The organism is Bordetella sp., from assembly GCF_057362025.1.
Window position 1 is genome coordinate 61,237 of record NZ_JBMQQZ010000103.1, and the last position, 17,210, is coordinate 78,446.

15 protein-coding genes are annotated in these 17,210 nt (G+C 68.5%); 5 read left to right on the forward strand and 10 right to left on the reverse strand.

Going from position 1 to position 17,210, the window contains the following annotated elements:
• Positions 1–9 precede the first annotated feature (9 nt).
• Together ACO1P8_RS23740 and ACO1P8_RS23745 are read left to right on the forward strand one after the other, a co-directional pair.
• On the forward strand, positions 10–2,484 hold the full coding sequence (locus tag ACO1P8_RS23740; RefSeq protein WP_486298301.1) for an ABC transporter permease: 2,475 nt from the start codon (positions 10–12) through the stop codon (positions 2,482–2,484).
• A gap of 14 nt (positions 2,485–2,498) precedes the next feature.
• Positions 2,499–3,575: a lipocalin-like domain-containing protein gene (locus ACO1P8_RS23745; RefSeq protein ID WP_486298302.1), complete on the forward strand. Its 1,077-nt coding sequence runs from the start codon at positions 2,499–2,501 to the stop codon at positions 3,573–3,575.
• A 33-nt stretch (positions 3,576–3,608) separates the two neighbouring features.
• On the opposite strand, the gene ACO1P8_RS23750 is transcribed toward ACO1P8_RS23745, so the two are convergent.
• The 5 genes from ACO1P8_RS23750 to ACO1P8_RS23770 all read right to left on the reverse strand — a co-directional run bounded on the left by ACO1P8_RS23750 (position 3,609) and on the right by ACO1P8_RS23770 (position 8,664).
• Positions 3,609–4,589, reverse strand: a complete 981-nt coding sequence (locus tag ACO1P8_RS23750; protein ID WP_486298303.1) for a Bug family tripartite tricarboxylate transporter substrate binding protein — start codon at positions 4,587–4,589, stop codon at positions 3,609–3,611.
• A gap of 40 nt (positions 4,590–4,629) precedes the next feature.
• On the reverse strand, positions 4,630–5,313 hold the full coding sequence (locus ACO1P8_RS23755) for a hypothetical protein (protein ID WP_486298304.1): 684 nt from the start codon (positions 5,311–5,313) through the stop codon (positions 4,630–4,632).
• Between the two features lie 73 nt (positions 5,314–5,386).
• Entirely contained in the window at positions 5,387–6,361 is a 975-nt protein-coding gene (locus tag ACO1P8_RS23760) for a Bug family tripartite tricarboxylate transporter substrate binding protein (protein ID WP_486298305.1), read from the reverse strand.
• Positions 6,362–6,415: 54 nt separating this feature from the next.
• Positions 6,416–7,888 carry an MmgE/PrpD family protein gene (locus ACO1P8_RS23765; protein WP_486298306.1) on the reverse strand — a complete coding sequence of 491 codons (1,473 nt, stop codon included), beginning with the start codon at positions 7,886–7,888 and terminating at the stop codon, positions 6,416–6,418.
• Between the two features lie 5 nt (positions 7,889–7,893).
• Positions 7,894–8,664, reverse strand: coding sequence for an SDR family NAD(P)-dependent oxidoreductase (locus tag ACO1P8_RS23770; RefSeq protein WP_486298307.1), 771 nt, complete (start codon positions 8,662–8,664; stop codon positions 7,894–7,896).
• A 219-nt stretch (positions 8,665–8,883) separates the two neighbouring features.
• Here ACO1P8_RS23770 and ACO1P8_RS23775 point away from each other — a divergent pair, with 219 nt between their 5' ends.
• The 3 genes from ACO1P8_RS23775 (at position 8,884) to ypfH (ending at position 11,774) form a co-directional block, all read left to right on the forward strand.
• Complete coding sequence (locus ACO1P8_RS23775; RefSeq protein WP_486298308.1) at positions 8,884–9,795, forward strand: IclR family transcriptional regulator; 912 nt, start codon at positions 8,884–8,886, stop codon at positions 9,793–9,795.
• A 197-nt stretch (positions 9,796–9,992) separates the two neighbouring features.
• Positions 9,993–11,006, forward strand: a complete 1,014-nt coding sequence (locus ACO1P8_RS23780) for a zinc-binding alcohol dehydrogenase family protein (RefSeq protein ID WP_486298309.1) — start codon at positions 9,993–9,995, stop codon at positions 11,004–11,006.
• Positions 11,007–11,072: 66 nt separating this feature from the next.
• A complete protein-coding gene (gene ypfH, locus ACO1P8_RS23785; RefSeq protein WP_486298310.1) occupies positions 11,073–11,774 on the forward strand; it encodes an esterase in 702 nt (233 codons plus the stop codon).
• 87 nt (positions 11,775–11,861) lie between these two features.
• Here ypfH and ACO1P8_RS23790 read toward each other — a convergent pair whose 3' ends face one another.
• Genes ACO1P8_RS23790 through ACO1P8_RS23810 form a run of 5 tightly spaced genes read right to left on the reverse strand, consistent with a single transcriptional unit; the run spans position 11,862 to position 17,001 of the window.
• Positions 11,862–13,316, reverse strand: a complete 1,455-nt coding sequence (locus ACO1P8_RS23790) for an efflux transporter outer membrane subunit (protein ID WP_486298334.1) — start codon at positions 13,314–13,316, stop codon at positions 11,862–11,864.
• Between the two features lie 13 nt (positions 13,317–13,329).
• Positions 13,330–14,241: an efflux RND transporter periplasmic adaptor subunit gene (locus tag ACO1P8_RS23795; RefSeq protein ID WP_486298311.1), complete on the reverse strand. Its 912-nt coding sequence runs from the start codon at positions 14,239–14,241 to the stop codon at positions 13,330–13,332.
• Positions 14,238–14,456: a DUF1656 domain-containing protein gene (locus ACO1P8_RS23800; RefSeq protein ID WP_486298312.1), complete on the reverse strand. Its 219-nt coding sequence runs from the start codon at positions 14,454–14,456 to the stop codon at positions 14,238–14,240. The genes ACO1P8_RS23795 and ACO1P8_RS23800 overlap by 4 nt, the downstream gene beginning before the upstream one ends.
• Complete coding sequence (locus ACO1P8_RS23805; protein WP_486298313.1) at positions 14,453–16,519, reverse strand: FUSC family protein; 2,067 nt, start codon at positions 16,517–16,519, stop codon at positions 14,453–14,455. Before ACO1P8_RS23805 ends, ACO1P8_RS23800 begins: the two co-directional genes overlap by 4 nt.
• Positions 16,516–17,001: a MarR family winged helix-turn-helix transcriptional regulator gene (locus ACO1P8_RS23810; RefSeq protein ID WP_486298314.1), complete on the reverse strand. Its 486-nt coding sequence runs from the start codon at positions 16,999–17,001 to the stop codon at positions 16,516–16,518. Before ACO1P8_RS23810 ends, ACO1P8_RS23805 begins: the two co-directional genes overlap by 4 nt.
• Positions 17,002–17,210: the final 209 nt, after the last annotated feature.

Here is a 17,210-nt window from a genome sequence, read left to right on the forward strand (position 1 = left end):
CGATAAACGATGAACGTCTTCTTGTCCTGTCTGGGCGCCTTGGCCGGCCACTGGCGGCGCCACCCGCTTCAATGCGCCAGCATCCTCTGCGGCCTGTGGCTAGCCACGGCCTTGTGGAGCGGCGTCCAGGCCCTTAATGCCCAGGCCCGGGAAGACTACGCCCGTGCCAGCGCCGTGCTGGCCGCGCCTGCCCAGGCGCAATGGCTGCCCCGCCGGGGCGGGCTGCTGGACCAGGATGTATACGTGCGGCTGCGCCTGGCCGGTCACGCGGTTTCGCCGGTGCTGCAGGGGCGGCTGCGCTTTCCCGGCGATCCGCCGTTGACGCTGCGGGTCCTGGGCATCGAACCCTTGAGCCTGCCGGCCGGAGCCGCGATAGCCGGCCGCGCGGTGTCGTCCTTCGACCTTGCCGCGTTCATCGGCGCGCCCGGGCAGGCCTGGGTGGGACCGGATACCTTGCAACGCTTGCGCATGCGCGATGGCGATATACCGGTCACGATCGATGGCGAGCGCTTGCCGCCGCTGCGACTGCAGGCGAGCCTGGCGCCCGGCGTCATCGTGATGGATATCGGCCATGCCCAAGCGTTGCTGCACGAGAACGGCAGGATTTCGCGCCTGCTCGTGGCGGACGATGCGGCGCGCGACCCGCCCGCGCCGTGGTCGGATGTGCTGGTCGCGGCGCGTCCGGAGGACCGCCAGGACCTGGATCGACTGACCGCCAGTTTTCACCTGAACCTGACGGCCCTCGGCATGCTGGCCTTCATCGTCGGCCTGTTCATCGTGCACGCCTCCATCGGGCTGGCGCTGGAGCAGCGGCGCGGCTTGCTGCGCACCTTGCGGGCCCTGGGAGTCGGTCTGCCGGCGCTGGTGTCCGCGCTGGCGCTGGAGCTCGGTCTGTTCGCGCTGGCCGGCGGCCTGGCCGGCGTGGCCAGCGGCTATGTGCTGGCGGGACTGTTGCTGGGCGATATGGCCGCCAGTCTGCGCGGGCTGTATGGCGCGGAAGTGGCCGGGCATTTGAGCCTGCCGGCGTGGTGGTGGCTGGCGGGTATCGGCATGACCTTGCTGGGTGTCCTTGCCGCGGGCACCGACAGCCTGGTGCGCGCCGCGCGCCTGCCCTTGCTGGCGGTGGCGCGCCCGCAAGCCTGGCGCGGGGCGCAGGCCATCTCGCAGCGGCGCCAGGCCATCGCCGCCGGTGTGCTGGCCCTGGTCGCGGCGGGATGCGCGGCCTGGGGCGATAACCTGGCAAGCGCTTTCGCGATGCAGGCAGCCATCCTGCTGGCCGCGGCCTTGTTGCTGCCGTCGTTGCTGGATGGGGTGCTGGCCTGGGGCGCGCGCTACGTGCGCGGTCCGCTGGGGACCTGGTTCATTGCCGACAGCCGGCAGCAATTGCCGGCCCTGAGCCTGGCGCTGATGGCATTGCTGCTCGCGCTGGGCGCCAGCGTCGGCGTGGGCAGCATGACGGATGGCTTTCGCAGGACCTTCGTGACGTGGCTGGACCAGCGCCTGTCGGCGGATATCTACCTGAATCCCCGCGATAGCGCGCAGGGACTGGATACCGTGGACTGGCTGCCGTCGCAGCCGGGCGTGCGCGCGGTGCTGCCGCAGTGGCGCGCGATGACGGCGGTGCGTGGCTGGCCGGTCGAATTGCAGGGTGTCATCGATCATCCGGAAACGCGGCGGCAATGGCCTTTGCTGCAGCGGATGCCGGACGCATGGCAACTGATGGCGGCCGGACGCGGCGTGATGGTCAGCGAGCAGTTGGCGCGCCGGCTGCATCTGCGTTTGGCGGATACGCTTGCGCTGTTCGACACCGCGCCCGATGCGCCGCCGGCCTTTACCGTAACGGCTATCTACGCGGACTACGGCAATCCGCGCGGCCATGTGCTGATGGATGCCGGTGTGCTGCGCCGATACGATCCGCAGGCAACGCTGCGCAGCCTGAACGTGTATGCGGATACCGGCCGGCTCGCTGCGCTGCGTGCGGCGCTGGAAGCGCGCTATGGGGGCGCTGACATGCAGGTGGTGGACCAGGCGTCCATCAAACTGTGGTCGACGCAGGTATTCGAGCGGACCTTCGCCGCGACCGGTGCGTTGAATGCCTTGACGCTGGCCGTCGCGGGCATCGCCTTGTTCATCAGCCTGCTGACCTTAAGCCAGGGGCGGCTGGCACAGCTGGCGCCGTTGTGGGCCCTGGGCGTGCCGCGCGCGCGGCTGGCATGGCTGGCGCTCGGCCAGGTGCTGACCTTGTCGCTGATGACGGTGCTGTTTGCCATTCCGCTGGGCGTGCTGCTGGCCTGGACGCTGGTGGCGGTGGTGAATGTGCAGGCATTCGGCTGGCGGCTGCCGTTGTATGTGTTTCCCGGCCAGCTGCTGGTGCTTGCGGGTTTGGGACTGGCGACCAGCGCGCTCGCCGCTGCGTGGCCGGTGTGGCAGCTGCGCCGGCGGCAGCCGGCGGAATTGCTCAGGCGGTTTGCCGATGAAACGTAGATCGCTCCTTGCCGATGAAACGTAGATCCCTCGTGCTCGCTCCCCTGGCGCTCTTGCTGCTGGCCTCGTGCGACGACCGCAAGGCGCGCAAGCCGCGCGCGGGCTATGCCGGGCTGGGGCAGGATGCTTCTTCGTATGCACAAGTGGAGCGGGGGCGTCCACTGCGTTTTCCGGCGGACCATGGTCCGCATGACGGCTATCGCATCGAATGGTGGTACGTGACGGCCGATCTGACGGACGAAGACGGACATGACTGGGGCGTGCAATGGACGCTGTTCCGCTCGGCGTTGCGGCCGGGCCCCGACCGGCCGGGTTGGGAAAGCGCCAATGTCTGGATGGCCCACGCGGCGTTGACCGATGCGCGGCAGCACCAGTTCGCCGAGAAACTGGCGCGTGGCGGCATCGGCCAGGCAGGCGTGCAAGCGCAACCCTTTCACGCCTGGATAGACGATTGGTCGTTGGAAGGCGCGGACATCGGCCATGTGACGATGCGGGCCAACGGCAAGGATTTCTCGTATGACCTGGCGCTGGACAGCCAGGGCCCGCTGGTGCTGCATGGGGACGCCGGATACAGCGAGAAGTCAGGGCAGGGCCAGGCATCCTATTACTACAGTCAGCCGTTCTATCTGGTCAGCGGTGAAATCGAACGGGCCGGCAAGCGCCATCGTGTGCGGGGCCTGGCCTGGCTGGACCGCGAGTGGAGCAGCCAGCCCTTGTCGGCCGATCAACAGGGATGGGACTGGTTTTCCCTGCACCTGGCGTCGGGCGCGAAGCTGATGCTGTTCCAGGTGCGGCAGACGGATAAGCCGCCGTATCGGGCGGGAACCTGGATTGCCGCCGACGGCCGCGCCGTCGCGCTGCGGCCGGGGCAGATCCAGCTGGATCCGCTGGACTGGACCCGGCAGGACGATGGCCGACAGGTGCCGACGCGCTGGCGCGTAAGGGTGGCAGGGGTGCCGGGGGCCGATGTGGACGTGACGGTGGACGCCCTGCAGCCACGAGCGTGGATGGGGACGTCGTTTCCGTATTGGGAGGGACCGGTGCGTCTCGCCCCCGCGGGGAGCGGCTACCTGGAGATGACCGGATATTGATGCGGGAGCGGCCCGCGCACGTGCTCAGCGCCGCTATTCCGGCTTGATCCCCGCCTCCTGCACGACGCGCTTCCACCGCGCCGCTTCTTCCGCGACCAGCTTCGCGTAGCCCGCGCTATCGCGGTAAGCGATCTCCGCGCCCTGGCCCTTCAGTCGCTTCGCCAGGGCCGGGTCCCGCAATGCCTTGCGGGCTGCCGCTTCCAGCGTCCGGATCGCCTGAGGCGGCGTGCCGGCCGGCGTATGCAGGCCCACCCAGCCGAACACCGTCGCCTTGGGATAGCCGAGCTCGCTGACCGTGGGCACATCGGGCAGCAGCGCGATGCGCTGCGGGCTGGTGACGGCCAGTGCGCGCAGCTTGCCGGCCTGGACCTGGGGCAGCGCCGACGGCAGCGATGGGGTCGCTACCTGCGCCTCGCCGCTGACCGTGGCCAGCAGGGCCGGCCCCGCGCCTTTGTACGGGATATGCGTCCACTTCAGGCCTGTTTCCAGCCGCAGCGCTTCGCCTGCCAGATGCAGCGGAGAGCCGATGCCGCCGGAACTGAAGTTGATCTTGCCCGGTTCTTTCTCGGTCAGCGCGATCAGCTGTTTCAGCGTATGCGCCTTCAGTGCCGGATTCACGACCAGCAGGTGCGGAACCGTGACGAACAGCGTGACGGCCTTCAGGTCCTTGGCCGGGTCGAACGGCAGGCTGGCGTACAGGCTGGGGGCGGTGGCCACGCTGGCATCGCTGACCAGCAGCGTGTAGCCGTCCGGCGTGGCACGCGCCACATAAGCCATGGCGGTCTGCCCGCCCGCGCCGGCCTTGTTTTCCACCACGATGGATTGGCCCAGGATCGGCCCCATGGCCTGCGCGAGGTTTCGCGCGATCACGTCGGTCGTGCCGCCTGGCGGATACGGCACGACCCACGTAATGGCGCGATCGGGATAACCGGCGGCGTGGGCCGCCTGCATGCCGGCCAGCAGGGCCAGCGCGGCGAACCAGCGTGCGGGGAGGGAAGTGGCAGCGTGCATCATGCATGTCTCCTTATTGTTGTGTACCGGGAATGATGCCGTATCAACGGCCGGGTTCCGATACTTCGTAAAGCAGGGCATAAACCCCGTAGGCTTCTTCCGACCATCCGCCTCGCGCCAGCGCGTGGGTGGCGAACAGATCGTCGCGCAAGGCGCGCAGGTCTTCGGGGCGCGTGGCCTCGATCAGCACCAGGTGATCCACCTTGGCGTCGCTGACGCCGGTCACTCGCACGGCATCCATGCGCTCGCGCACTTCGGGCGCGGCTTGCAGGCTGTGCGCGCCGACCACGGCATGCCGCGTCATGGCGCCGCGCAGGCGCTCCTCCAGCCAGGCATGCGCGGCAGCCGGGTCCTTGCCGTCGTCCGGCCGCAGACGCAGGCTGGCTGCCACCGCTCCCAGACCACGCCCGTGCGTGGCGCGGACTTGGAAAGTGTTGCGCGCAACATTGGAAAAGCCGGCGCGTATGCGCCTGGATTGCTCGCTGATCCTGCCCACCAGCCGCAGATATCCCTCGCTGGCCAAGGCGTCGGGCGTATCTGCCTCGAACAGCGTCAGGTAGCGCGGCGTTCCCTCCAGTGCCTGGTAGCGGCGGGCGCGCCGATAGCCGCCGATGTCGATACGCTCGGGCATGTGTTCCTCGATGTACCAGGCATCGGTTTCCCGGTCCAGGGCCGGATCGACGTCTATCCAGAGCGCCAGTGCGCCGGTTCCCATCATTGCTGCCATTGCGATTCCTTTTAACGTGACTCGGTCGATTGCGCAGGGACGTCGACGCGATGTCGCCTGTCCGCGGGTCGACTCAATCCACCTTGATGCCGGCTTTCCTGATCAGCGCGGACCAGCGTGCGTAATCGTCGCGGACGATGCCGGCAAAAGCCTGGGGCGACGTGTAGTCGGGCTCGGCGCCGACGGCGGCCAGTTTTTGCTGGATGCCGGGGTCTTCCACGGCCTGCTTCAAGGCCTGGGCCAGCTTGTCGATCACGGCGGGGGGCGTGCCGGCCGGCGCGAGCACGCCATTCCAGGTGGTGACGAATACGCCGGGCAGGCCCGATTCCTTCATCGTCGGGACATCGGGCAGGGCCGCCGAACGCTTGTCGCCGGTAACGGCCAGGGCGTGCAGTTTGCCCGCCTTGATCAGCGTGACCGCCGAGGGCAGTGTGGCGAACATCGCATCGACATGGCCGCCCGTGAGGTCGACCAGCGCCGGACCGCCCCCCTTGTACGGAATATGCGTGACCTGGACACCGGCCTCGTTCTGGTAGAGCTCCGCCGTCAGGTGATTGGTGCTGCCCTGGCCCGACGAGGCGAAGGTCAGTCCCTTGGGTTTCGCCTTGGCCAGCGCCGTCAGGTCCGCCAGCGTGGCGGCCTTGACGCTGGGGCCGACGACGAGCACGTTGGGAAATTGCGCCACGATGGATACCGGCGCGAAATCCTTGGCGGGGTCGTAGGGCAGGGTGCCGTACAACGTAGGGCTCATGGCGATCTCGTTCGTCGTACCGAACAGCAAGGTATAGCCGTCCGGCGCCGAATGGGCGACGTAGGATGCGCCTATCGTGCCGGTGGCGCCGCCGCGGTTTTCCACGATGACGGGCTGGCCCAGCGACGTCGATAGTTTCTCGGCGATGGGTCGGGCGATGATGTCGGCCACGCCGCCTGGCGGGAAGGGCACGATAAGGTGTATGGGCTTGTCCGGGAAGGTCTGCGCCGCCGCCGCCAGCGGGAAGATCAGCGCTGCGGCCAGCCATGCGGCCCGTTTGAGGGTAAGTCTTGTCATGTCTGTCTCCTGGTCGGCGATGCCGCCGTGTTTGTATCGTTATCGTTGTCGGAATCAATCGCGCGCCAGTAGCGGCGTGAAGTCGCGTATGTCGTGGTAGTCGTCCAGCCGCAGCACCGCATCGCGCAGCGCGTATGCGCGCTTGTGCCCCAGCACCGGCTCGGCATAGGCCAGAAACTTGCGGGTAAGTTCTTCGTCGCTCAAGGCCAGCCGGGGATGTCCGGGCGGATAAGGGCACACGCGCTGCAGCGCTGTGCCGTCGCGCAGGTGCAGCTCGATGCCGCCGCCGGCTGCCTGCGGCCAGCGCGTATCCAGTTCCGGATCGGCTTGCAGGACGACTTTGCCCAACAGCTCGCGCAGCGCGGGATCCGTCAGCACCTGCGCCTGGAACTGCGCCTCGCCGCAGGCGCCGTCACGCAGCGCGATCGCGGTGCAGAAATAGAAACTGTGCTGGGCGCTTTCGATGCCGGTTGGATAGCGGCGATCCGGATGGGCCGAGGGCGTGCGCAGCGCGAAGCCGGGCAGGCGCACAACGATGCGCTCGATGGCATCGGGCGCGGGCAATCCCTGGCGATGGAGGTCGATGGCGGCACGCACCGGTGCCGAGGCGGTGGCTACCACCGGATAGGGTTTGATGCTGGTTTCGAGCAGCCGATAGCGCCCATCGAAGGGGGCGGTCAAGGCTGCCGCATCGAATCCCCCGGCGGTCTGGCCCGCGACGGTTTCCACCCAGCCGTTGGGGCCTTCCAGCAGCGCCAGCGGCCCCGTCATGCCATGGCCCGCCAGCAGCGCGGCTTCGACGCCGGCCTTGGCGACCCAGGCTTCCGCCGTGGCCTTGATCATGGAAATGGCGCCGCTCTGCAATTGCGCCAGCGTGTTCTGGTGGCTGCCTGCGATCGCCATGGCGTGCGCCGTCCGGTCCGGGTCCAGGCCGGCCAGCCGCGCGGCCAGGGCCGCGCTGGAAAACTGCGCATTGGTGCCGTGATGCCAGCCGCGCCGCCATAACGAGGGCTCGCCGGCATGATCGGCCAGCCGCAGGTGCACCTCATAGGCGCCCACCAGCGCCGCGATCAGCGTTTTGCCGTCACGGCCCTGGCGTTCGGCCATGGCCAGCGCAGGCGCGAGGTTGCCGCTGGGATGCGCGGGGTCGCGCCCGAAGTAGTAGTCGTTGCTGTCCAGGTAGCGCAGCAGGCCGCCGTTGACCAGCGTGGCGAGCGCGGCCGAGGTCTTCAGTCCGCTGCCGATCAACGTGGCCTGGGGCGCGCCGCCGATGTCATCGGCGAAACGGCGCAGCGCTGCCGCGACATCGCTTTCCATGGCCCCGAAGGCGCAGCCCAGCGTGTCCAGGATCAGGCGCTTGGCGTAGTGGACGACCTCTGGCGGCAGGGCCTCGTAGTGCACGTCGTGGACGAATGCCGCCAGGCCTTGCAGCACAGTGCGAGCCGGACGGTCGGGGGGCTCGTTGGCGGCGGGCGTCTGCGGCCGCGGGGAAATGGCGGCCCCGGTCGGGGCGGACGGCGTGGCCATGGCGTTCAGAACGCGAAGCGGCTGGAACCGCCATCTACGGGGATTACGGTGCCGGTGACATAGCTGGCCAGCGGCGAGGCCAGGAAGAGGGCGACGGCCGCGATTTCCTCCGGCTCGCCGAAGCGGCCGACGGGAATTTCCGCCTGGGCGTATTCGCGCTCGCTTTCGGCGGTGGGGTAGCGCTTGGCGATCTGCTCGCTGTGGATACGGCCGGGCTGCAGGCAGTTCATCGTGATGCCGAAGGGCGCGACTTCCCGGGACAGCCCCTTGGACCACACATGCACGGCGGCCTTGGCGGTGAAGGCGGCGTTCAGCATGCGGGGTTCCGACGTGCCCGTGAAGGTGACGATACGGCCCCAGCCATGCTGCTTCATGCCCGGCACGACGGCGTGCGTGAGTTCGCGGATACGGAAGAAGTTCAGCAGCATGCCTTCGTGCCATTGGTCCCGGGTGGCTTCGAAGGGCACCGGGCGGCTGGCGCCGGCCGCGTTCATCAGAATGTCGACGCGGCCGAGCAGGCGCTGCGCTTCGGCGGCCACGCGCTCGGGCGCATCTTCGTCGTAGAAGTCGGCCTGCAGCGGCATGATCTTGCCGCCCTTGCCCTGGCTGGCCACCTGCTGGGCGATGTCAGCGGCGCTTTTTTCCACGAGTTCGACGCGGCGCGCCACGGCCACCACGTTCGCGCCGGCCAGCGCGAGCAGGCGCGCGGTGGTGCGGCCTATGCCTTGGCTGGCGCCCGTGACCAGGGCGGTGCGTCCTTCGAAGTTCAATTCCATTGTGTCTCTCTACTGGGAAGTTGGCCGGCCCGAGGGCCGGCGATGCCGGGTGTTGCGTGGGCCGCCGCCCGCTGTTATTCTGGTTGTGTCTCACTGAATGAGACATTCGTCCGATTAATGATAATTCTGCGGCTGGCATGGCACGCTTGTCAACGTCGGGTTTTCGCCAGCGCGGCTTTTACAATCCGCCCGGACCGATACAGGCAGACTTGGAACGCGATGAAACAGACCAGGAACGAGGGCACCGCCGTGCGGCCGGCACAAGGCGGCCGGGACGGAGAACAGAAAAGCGCCGTGCGCCGGCCGCGGGCAAAGGCCGCGGATGCGCCGGGAGCGGAGCGCGACGGGGAGCCGGCCGGCGAGGGCAAGGAAACCAGTACGGTCAAGCGCATCCTGCTGTTGCTGCAATGCCTGGTCGACCATCCGGGCGAATCCGCGCAGGCGCTGGCGCAGCGCCTGAACCTGCCACGCAGTACCGTCCATCGCCTGTTGGCCACGCTGCGCGACAACGACTACGCCGGGCATGAACCCGGCGGCACATTCGGTCCCGGCCTGGAGATCTACCGCATGGCGGCCAAGCTGGGCGGCCACATGCCTTACCGGCGCCTGGCCGAGCCCTATCTGCAGGCCCTGTCCGATCGCTTCCACGAGACTTCGCTGCTGACGCTGCTGGAGCGCCGGCAACTGAAGATGTTCCACGCGGCAAGCGGATCGCCGGACGATCCCATGCGCTACAACATCGGGCTGAATGTGCTGGAGCCGCTGGTCTGGGGCGCCACCGCGCGGGTGATACTGGCCCATCTCAGCCCGGCGGAAATCGACGCCGCGATCGCGGCGGGCGGCCCGTCGCCGGTGCAGGGACTGACGCCCGATGAAGCGGAAATCAAGGCGGCGCTGGCTCGCATCCGGCAGGACGGGCACGCGGTCACGAATTCGCACCGCACGCCGAACACGGTTGGGGTGGGTGCCCCGTTCTTCGATGCCGAAGGCCGGGTGGTGGGCAGCCTGGGCTTCCTGATCCCGACCTTTCGCTGGGAGCAGGCGGACGCGCAGCACATTGTCGGCGCCTTGCGACATGCCGCGGATGCCCTGTCGGCGCAACTGGGATACCGGGCGGCACGGGCGCGCTGACCGCGGCGCGCCAGGACCGTATGCCGCCGGCCCGCCCACTCGGCCCGCCCACTCGGCCCGCCCACCCGGCACGCGGGCCGCGGATGCCGGCCGGGGATTATCCTGGATACAGTGCAGCTGTTGTCGCGCCACGGCGGTTTTTCCATCTGCGCCCACCCGACATAATCGCCGCCATCCATCCCGATGCAGAGGTAATCATGAAAGCCATCGTCTACGACCAGGCCGGCCTGGAGCCGGAAGACCCCCGCGCGCTTTACGACACCGACATCGCGGTGCCCAAGCCGGGTCCGCGCGACCTGCTCGTACGTATCCATGCCATCGCCGTGAATCCGGTCGACACCAAGGTCCGGCGCGGGGTCGCTCCGGACGGGCCGCGCGTCCTGGGCTGGGACGCGGCGGGCGTGGTGACGGAAGTCGGCGAAGACGTGTCGCTGTTCAAGCCCGGCGACGAGGTCTTCTACGCGGGTTCCTTGCTGCGGCCCGGATGCAACGCCGAATACGGCCTCGTCGACGAACGCATCGCCGGCCACAAGCCCGCCACGCTGGATTTCGCCAACGCGGCCGCGCTGCCGCTGACTTCGCTGACCGCCTGGGAATTGCTATTCGACCGGCTGGGGGTACCGGAAGGCGGCGGGGATGGCCAGACCCTGCTGATCATGGGCGGTGCCGGCGGCGTCGGATCCATCCTGACGCAGCTTGCCAGCAAACTGACGCGGATGACCGTCATCGCCACCGCGTCGCGTCCCGAAACCCAGGATTGGGTGCGGCGCCTGGGCGCGCACCACGTTATCGATCATCATCGCGGTCTTAGCGATGAGCTGAAGCGGGTGGGCGTGCCGTCGGTCTCGCATGTCGCAAGCCTGACGCACACCGATTCCCACTATCCGCAGCTGATAGAGGCCCTGGCCCCGCAGGGACGGCTGGCGGTGATCGACGACCCGGCGACGCTGGACGTCATGCCGTTGAAGTGGAAGTGCATATCGCTGCATTGGGAGCTGATGTTCACCCGGTCGTACTACCAGACGCCCGATATGATTCGCCAGCATGAGTACCTGGAGCGCGTGGCGCGCCTGGTGGACCAGGGCGTGCTGCAATCGACCCTGGGCGAACGCTACGGCCGCATCGACGCCGCCAATCTGCGGCGTGCCCATGCGTTGCAGGAAAGCGGCAAGGCGCGCGGCAAGATCGTGCTGGAGGGCTTTGCGGCCTGACGGCCGAACAGGCCTAGAATGTCACTCATGGGCGGCCCGGCCGCCGCTGCCGAACCGGAGCAGCCTATGAGTTTTTCCAGCGACATCGAATACGTGCCCGTGGACGGCGAGGTGCGCCAATTGTTCATCCTGCTGCACGGCGTGGGCGGTACGCCCGCCGATATGCGGGACCTCGCCGCGGGCGTGCGGCACGCCTTTCCGCAATCGGCCATCGTGGTGCCCGCGGGCTTCGAACCTTTCGACGGGGCGGGCGACGGCCGCCAATGGTTTTCCGCGCGCGGCATCGGCGAGGACAACCTTTCCGCGCGGGTGGCCGGCGCCCTGCCTGCCCTGGTGGCGTATGTGCGCGCCGCGCAGCTGCGCTTTCATCTTCTGCAAAGCGACACGGCATTGGCCGGGTTTTCGCAGGGCGCCATCATGGCGCTGGAAGCCACCGCCGCGCACGACGGATTGGCGGGGCGCGTGCTGGCCTTTTCCGGCCGCTATGCGTCCATGCCCAACAGCCCGCCGCAATACACCACCATCCATTTGCTGCATGGGGCCGACGATAGCGTCATCCCGGCCGACCATGCGCGCCAGGCGCAGGCGCGCCTGGATGCCTTGCATGGCGATTCCACGATAGACATCGCCACGCGCGTGGGCCATGAGCTGCATCCCGCCTTGATCGAGCGCGCCGTCGTGCGTCTGCAGACCTGCGTCCCGCTGCGCAGCTGGGAGGCCGCGCTGGGCCTGAACCAGTCCGCGCCGCCGGGGACGATGCTGCACTAAGCGGCTTCGATGGGCGATTTCCGCGCGCGCCTTCGGTGCGGGATTTGGATGCGGGACTTTGATGCCGGGGGGGGCGCGTCGGGCCGATCAGCGCGACGCGGCCTGGCCGCTGGCGTCCGATGTCTGCCAGCCGCCGCCCAGCGCCAGGAATAGCGTGATCTGGTCGTTGGCGAGGTCGGCCCGCGACGCAGCCAGGGCGCTTTCGTTGCTGGCCAACGTGCGTTCGGCATCGAGGACGGTCAGGTAGTCCGTCTTGCCGTACTGGTACAGCGTGCGCGCCTGCCGTGCGGCCTCGGCGCTTTGGTCGCGCGCGGCGCGCAGGGAAGCATCGCGGTCCAGCTGCCGCGCGTAGATCTCCAGCGCGCTTTCGGTTTCGCGCAGCGCGTTCAGCACGGTGGCGTCGAAGCGCGCGTAGTCCGCCCGCGTATTGGCCTGCGCTTCGGCGATGCGGGCCTGTACCGCGCCGGTGTTGGGGATGGTCCAGGAAATCAGCGGGCCCATGCTCCAGCTGAAGGTGCTGGCATCGCCGAAGAATTTGGCCGGTCCCGCGGATCCCGCGGACAGGCCCAGCGTGATCTTCGGGTAGAGATCGCCCGTGGCCACGCCGATGCGGGCGTTGGCGGCGGCCAGGCTGCGTTCGGCCTGGCGGATATCGGCGCGGCGGCGCAGCAGCGCGGCCCCGTCGCCGACCGGGATGGGCTGGCGCAGCGCGGGAACGGTGGCGCAGTTCGTCAGTTCGGGGGGGAACTGGGCAGGCGTATCGCCCGTCAACGTGGCCAGCTGGAACAGCGCGGTGCGCCGTTGTGCCTCCAGGGGCGGCAGGTTGGCGCGCAGCTGTTCCAGTTGGCTGCGGGCGCGCGTGACGTCCAGCGTCGTGCCCCGTCCCAGGCGTTGCAGCCGTTCGGTGGCCTGCAGCGATTGATCCTGTACATCGACGGAATGCCGGGCCGACTCCAGCTGCATCCCCGCGGCGCAGGCCGTCGTGTAGGCACGGGTGGTCTGCGCCGCGACGGCGGCGCGCGTGGCGTCGTAGGCGGCCTGTGCCGCCTCGCGGTCGTCGCCCGCGGCCTCGATCGCGCGCCGTATCTGCCCGACCAGGTCGACCTGATACGAAATGCCGGCGCTGCCGCTGTAGGACCAGGCGTTCGGCGGGCGGTAGTCCGGCGCCAGTTCCTGGATGCCGGACACGTGGCCGTAGGTGGGCGACGCGCTGACGGTCGCGCCGGGCCGGGTTTGCGCCCGCGCTTCGCGCAGGATCGCGTCGGCGCGCTCCAGATTGGCCGCCGCCACGCGCAGATCCGTGTTGGCGTCCAGCGCCTTGGCGACCTGCGCGTTCAGGGCCGGGTCGTCGTAAAGCTGCCACCAGTCTCCGGGCACCGCCCGGGCCAGGAATGCCGCGTTGCCTTGGGCGCCCATAAAGGGCGCGGAGGAAGCGGGCCGGTTGACGACCGCGGAATCCGGCATGCGGTAATCGGGACCGACCGTGGTGCAGGCTGCCAGCGCGGCCGTGGCCGCCGCGGCAAGTGCATGGCGTATGACCATCATGATGCCAACCTCAGTCCGATAACCGCGCGGTCCTGGCCGGCGCATCGGCGTCGGCCACCGACACCGTGGCGGTCTGTCCGGCCACCAGCCTTACGCCATCGGGCACTTCGTCGATGTGCACCCGCACGGGAATGCGCTGCGCCAGCCGCACCCAGTTGAAGTTGGGATTGACGTTCGGCAGCATGTTGGCCGCGCTGGTGCGGTCTCGGTCCGCGATGCCCAGCGCGATGCTTTCCACATGGCCGCGCAGTACACGCGGCTCGCCCATCAGCGCAACGGTGACGCGGTCGCCTTCGTGGATGCGCGGCAGTTTCGTTTCCTCGAAGTAGCCTTCGACATAGAAGCTGCCACCGTCCACCAGGGCCATGACAGGACGGCCGGCCGCGGCGTAGGCGCCGACCCGCAGATCCAGATTGGTGACACGGCCGTCCGTGGCCGCCACGATGCGGCTGCGCTGCAGATTCAGGCTGGCGACCTCCAGGGATACCTTGGCCTGCGCGAGCTCGGCTTGCGCCTGTTCCACGCGGGTCTGGCTTTGTTCGCGCGCTTCGGCGGATACGAGCCGACCCAGTTCCCGGTTGCGCCGCGCGTCGCGGCCGGCCTGCTGCAACGCCACCGTCTGCGCGCCGACGGCCGCCTTGGCCTGGTCATAGGCCAGCTGGAAACGGGCCCGGTCGATTTCGAACAGGACATCGCCGGCTTTGACGTTCTGGTTGTCCCGCACGGGGACGGCGGTGACCAGGCCGGACACATCGGGGGCCACTTGGACGACATAGGCTTTGACCCGGCCGTCGCGCGTCCAGGGCTCCAGCTCGTAGTGCGTCCATAGATGCCGGCCGGCGACGATGGCGGCGACGACCAGCAGGGCCGTGATGGCGAACCGGATCCAGGCGAGCGGGCCGGGCAAGGCAGGAAGCTTCATGAAACTCTCGAAAAAACGTACGGTGAAATCCAGACCACGCCGTACAGCAACAGAACGTACAAGGCCAGATCGAACAGGGCCGGATGCCATACCAGGCGATAGACGCCGGTCAGCGCCAGCAGGCGGCGCACGAACCACGACAGGCCCAGGGTCAGGACGGCCAGGACCAGCAGCCAGGGCATGTAGATGCCGTAGAGACTGACTTCGCCGATCATGACGCGGCTCCCGGCTGCAGGCGGCGCGCGGCAGCCGTTGCGGCGAGCGCCGGGACGAAGTCGGGCGCCTGCGGAATCAGTCCGCGCCGCAGGCCGACCAGTGCGACAATGGCGCGCTCGCGGGCCGAACCGGCCGGCGTGGCATTCACGCGCCACAGGGCCTGGTCCAGGCGCGGGAGGAATGCATCGGGGATCGACTCGCGCCCATGGATGCGGCCGCGGAACCAATCGGCCAGGCATGACAGCACCGGCCGGATCGTGGCGTCGGCGATGGGCAGGTCGCGGCGGGCGCGCTGCAGCTCGGCGATCTCGTTGCCGACCCGCAGATCGAGCAAGGTGTCCTCCGCCACGGAGGAGTCGTTCTGGCCGCGCGCCGCCAGGCGGGTGTAGAGCAGGCCGATGCGATCCAGCATGCGCACCGTATAGCTGTTGCCGGCGGGCGGGCGATCCGCCGTCGCCATGTGCGCCAGTTCGCGCCAGTTGGCCGCCTGGATGCGGCGGGCGCTGTATTCGGTGCTGACCCGGCGCAGCAGCGCGGCCACCAGCGCCGCGCTGCCCACGCCGATGACCTGCGCGATCATCGTATCCAGGAAGGAAACCACATCGGCGGTGTTGGTGTCATGCAGGGCAAGCGTGCCGGAGATGCCGAAAAACACCGCCATGGCCTTGCCCGTGCTGGCCGGTCGCGCGATATAGACACCGCACACGAAACATACCGGAAACATCGCCAGCGCGACCATCTCGAAAGCGTGCACGGCGGGCAGGACGCACAGCAGGTAGATGGCGGAGATCGGGATCGAAACCACGGTGTAGACCAGGAACTGCCTGATGCCCGGCACCGGGTCGTCCTGCGACGCGAAAAAGCAGCTGAAGATGGCCGCCATCAGCGCCGCCGTGGCGCCGTTGGTCCACGCCGTGCCGATCCAGAACGCACACACGGCGCCGATCGCTACCGCCGCCGAGACGGACGACAGCAAGGCGATGCCATGATCGTGATGGAGAGCGCGGTTGGAGGTCGAGGCCTGGCGCCGCATGCGCACCGGCGCGCCGGCCAGACCGTCCTGGATATCGCGGCGCAGGGCGAAGCCGCGTTCGCAGTGGCCGATCAGTTCGCGCAGGCGTGCCGCCAGGCTGACCAGCAACAGATCGTGCCAGTCGCTGTCCGCGTGGATTTCCGGCGCCACGTGGGCCGCGCGCTCGCGCAGCGCGGCGGCGGCTGCCTGGTCGCCGCGCGGGCCCGCCTGCACCCAGGCCGATATATCGTCCAGCAGCGCGGGCAAATCCGCCGGCAGCGGGCGCCCGGAGGCCCGCAGCGCGCGCAGGCGGTCTTCCAGCGAGGATATGGTGGGTGTCAGGGCCGCCATGCGATCCTGCATGGCCATCACGGAGCGCGCGGTCCAGCGTATGTTGCCGGTGTCGTAAGGCACATGCGTGGCGAGTAGGCGCAGCTGGGTAATATCGTTGGCAAGCGCCCGGCGATCACGCGCGCTTTGGGACACCGTGTCGCCTTGCAGCGCGTCCTGTATCCATATGCGGGCGTCGTGCAATGCCTGGTCGAGCTTGCCGACGACCGCGCCGCCGATGCCGCGCGGCAGGATCAGGCTGTGGGCGAGCATGGCGCACAGGATGCCGGCGGCGATTTCTTCCACCCGGGCCAGCCCGGTATCGAAGACGGTCTCGGGCGCGGTCACGCTGGGCAATCCGATCATGGCCGCGGTATAGCCGGCCAGCATGAACAGGTAGGAGCGCGGCGTGCGGTCGAGCACGGCGAGATACAGGCACACGCCTACCCATAGCGACAGGGCCAGTACCATGAGCACCGGATAGCCGGCCAGCCTGGGCACCAGGTACACGACTGCCGCGCAGCCGAAGAACGTGCCGCCCAGCCGGAACAGGGCCTTGGAACGCACGGCCCCCGCCCACGGCTGCGAAACGATATACGCGGTGGTGACCGCCCAGAAAGGACGGGGCAGGTCGATCCGCATGGACAGGTAAAGCGCCACCATCGCGCCGATATAGGCCTTGATGGAGAACAGCGATTCCTCCGCCGTCGGTAGTTTCATTGCTTGCGCCCCTGCCGGGCGCCCGTCACCGGAATCGGCTCGATGTGGGCCAGCGATGCCTTGACCTGTTCAAAGACCCGGATGCATGCCTCGGCATCGGCTGTATCCACCCCGCGAAACACCTGCCGCCGCAGGTGCACCAGCATTTGTTCCACCCGTTCGCGCAGCGCATGTCCGGCGGGTGTCAGATGCAGCGTCTTGGCGCGGCGGTCCAGGGCGTCCTCGCGGCGTTCTATCAGACCGGCGGCTTCCAGCTGGTCCACTACGCGGACCAGCGAAGGTCCTTCCACGCCCATGGCTTCGGCCAGGACGCCCTGGCGCACTCCGTCGCCCAGGCGTCCGACCCAGATGACGGGCCAGGCAGTGGCCTGCGACAGGCCGTAGTCAGCCAGGGCCTTGTCCGCCGCGGCGCGATAGGCGCGATGTATCACCAACATGTGGCCGGTCAGGACCGCCAGTCGGGTGTCGGAGGGTTTTTTCATGGAAAAGATTTTAAGCTAACTAATAGGATCCTATCTATTTCAGGGAGATGGAAAACTGTTTTTCATCAGGAGGATTGCCAGGCGCGCGTTGGCGTGAAAGCGGCTGGGCATGGGCGGTCCCGCATGAGCACGGCACGGGAACGCCAGCCGCACAAAGGCGCGCCGGTCCCCATGCGGCCCTGTCCGGGCTGCCTGCGGCATGCTGCCGG

Bases quoted from the DNA above. Each gene is read 5' to 3' on its own strand.
- ACO1P8_RS23740 (WP_486298301.1), top strand. From the start codon at position 10: ATGAACGTCTTCTTGTCCTGTCTGGGCGCCTTGGCCGGCCACTGGCGG.
- ACO1P8_RS23745 (WP_486298302.1), top strand. From the start codon at position 2,499: ATGAAACGTAGATCCCTCGTGCTCGCTCCCCTGGCGCTCTTGCTGCTG.
- ACO1P8_RS23750 (WP_486298303.1), bottom strand. From the start codon at position 4,589: ATGATGCACGCTGCCACTTCCCTCCCCGCACGCTGGTTCGCCGCGCTG.
- ACO1P8_RS23755 (WP_486298304.1), bottom strand. From the start codon at position 5,313: ATGGCAGCAATGATGGGAACCGGCGCACTGGCGCTCTGGATAGACGTC.
- ACO1P8_RS23760 (WP_486298305.1), bottom strand. From the start codon at position 6,361: ATGACAAGACTTACCCTCAAACGGGCCGCATGGCTGGCCGCAGCGCTG.
- ACO1P8_RS23765 (WP_486298306.1), bottom strand. From the start codon at position 7,888: ATGGCCACGCCGTCCGCCCCGACCGGGGCCGCCATTTCCCCGCGGCCG.
- ACO1P8_RS23770 (WP_486298307.1), bottom strand. From the start codon at position 8,664: ATGGAATTGAACTTCGAAGGACGCACCGCCCTGGTCACGGGCGCCAGC.
- ACO1P8_RS23775 (WP_486298308.1), top strand. From the start codon at position 8,884: ATGAAACAGACCAGGAACGAGGGCACCGCCGTGCGGCCGGCACAAGGC.
- ACO1P8_RS23780 (WP_486298309.1), top strand. From the start codon at position 9,993: ATGAAAGCCATCGTCTACGACCAGGCCGGCCTGGAGCCGGAAGACCCC.
- ypfH (WP_486298310.1), top strand. From the start codon at position 11,073: ATGAGTTTTTCCAGCGACATCGAATACGTGCCCGTGGACGGCGAGGTG.
- ACO1P8_RS23790 (WP_486298334.1), bottom strand. From the start codon at position 13,316: ATGGTCATACGCCATGCACTTGCCGCGGCGGCCACGGCCGCGCTGGCA.
- ACO1P8_RS23795 (WP_486298311.1), bottom strand. From the start codon at position 14,241: ATGAAGCTTCCTGCCTTGCCCGGCCCGCTCGCCTGGATCCGGTTCGCC.
- ACO1P8_RS23800 (WP_486298312.1), bottom strand. From the start codon at position 14,456: ATGATCGGCGAAGTCAGTCTCTACGGCATCTACATGCCCTGGCTGCTG.
- ACO1P8_RS23805 (WP_486298313.1), bottom strand. From the start codon at position 16,519: ATGAAACTACCGACGGCGGAGGAATCGCTGTTCTCCATCAAGGCCTAT.
- ACO1P8_RS23810 (WP_486298314.1), bottom strand. From the start codon at position 17,001: ATGAAAAAACCCTCCGACACCCGACTGGCGGTCCTGACCGGCCACATG.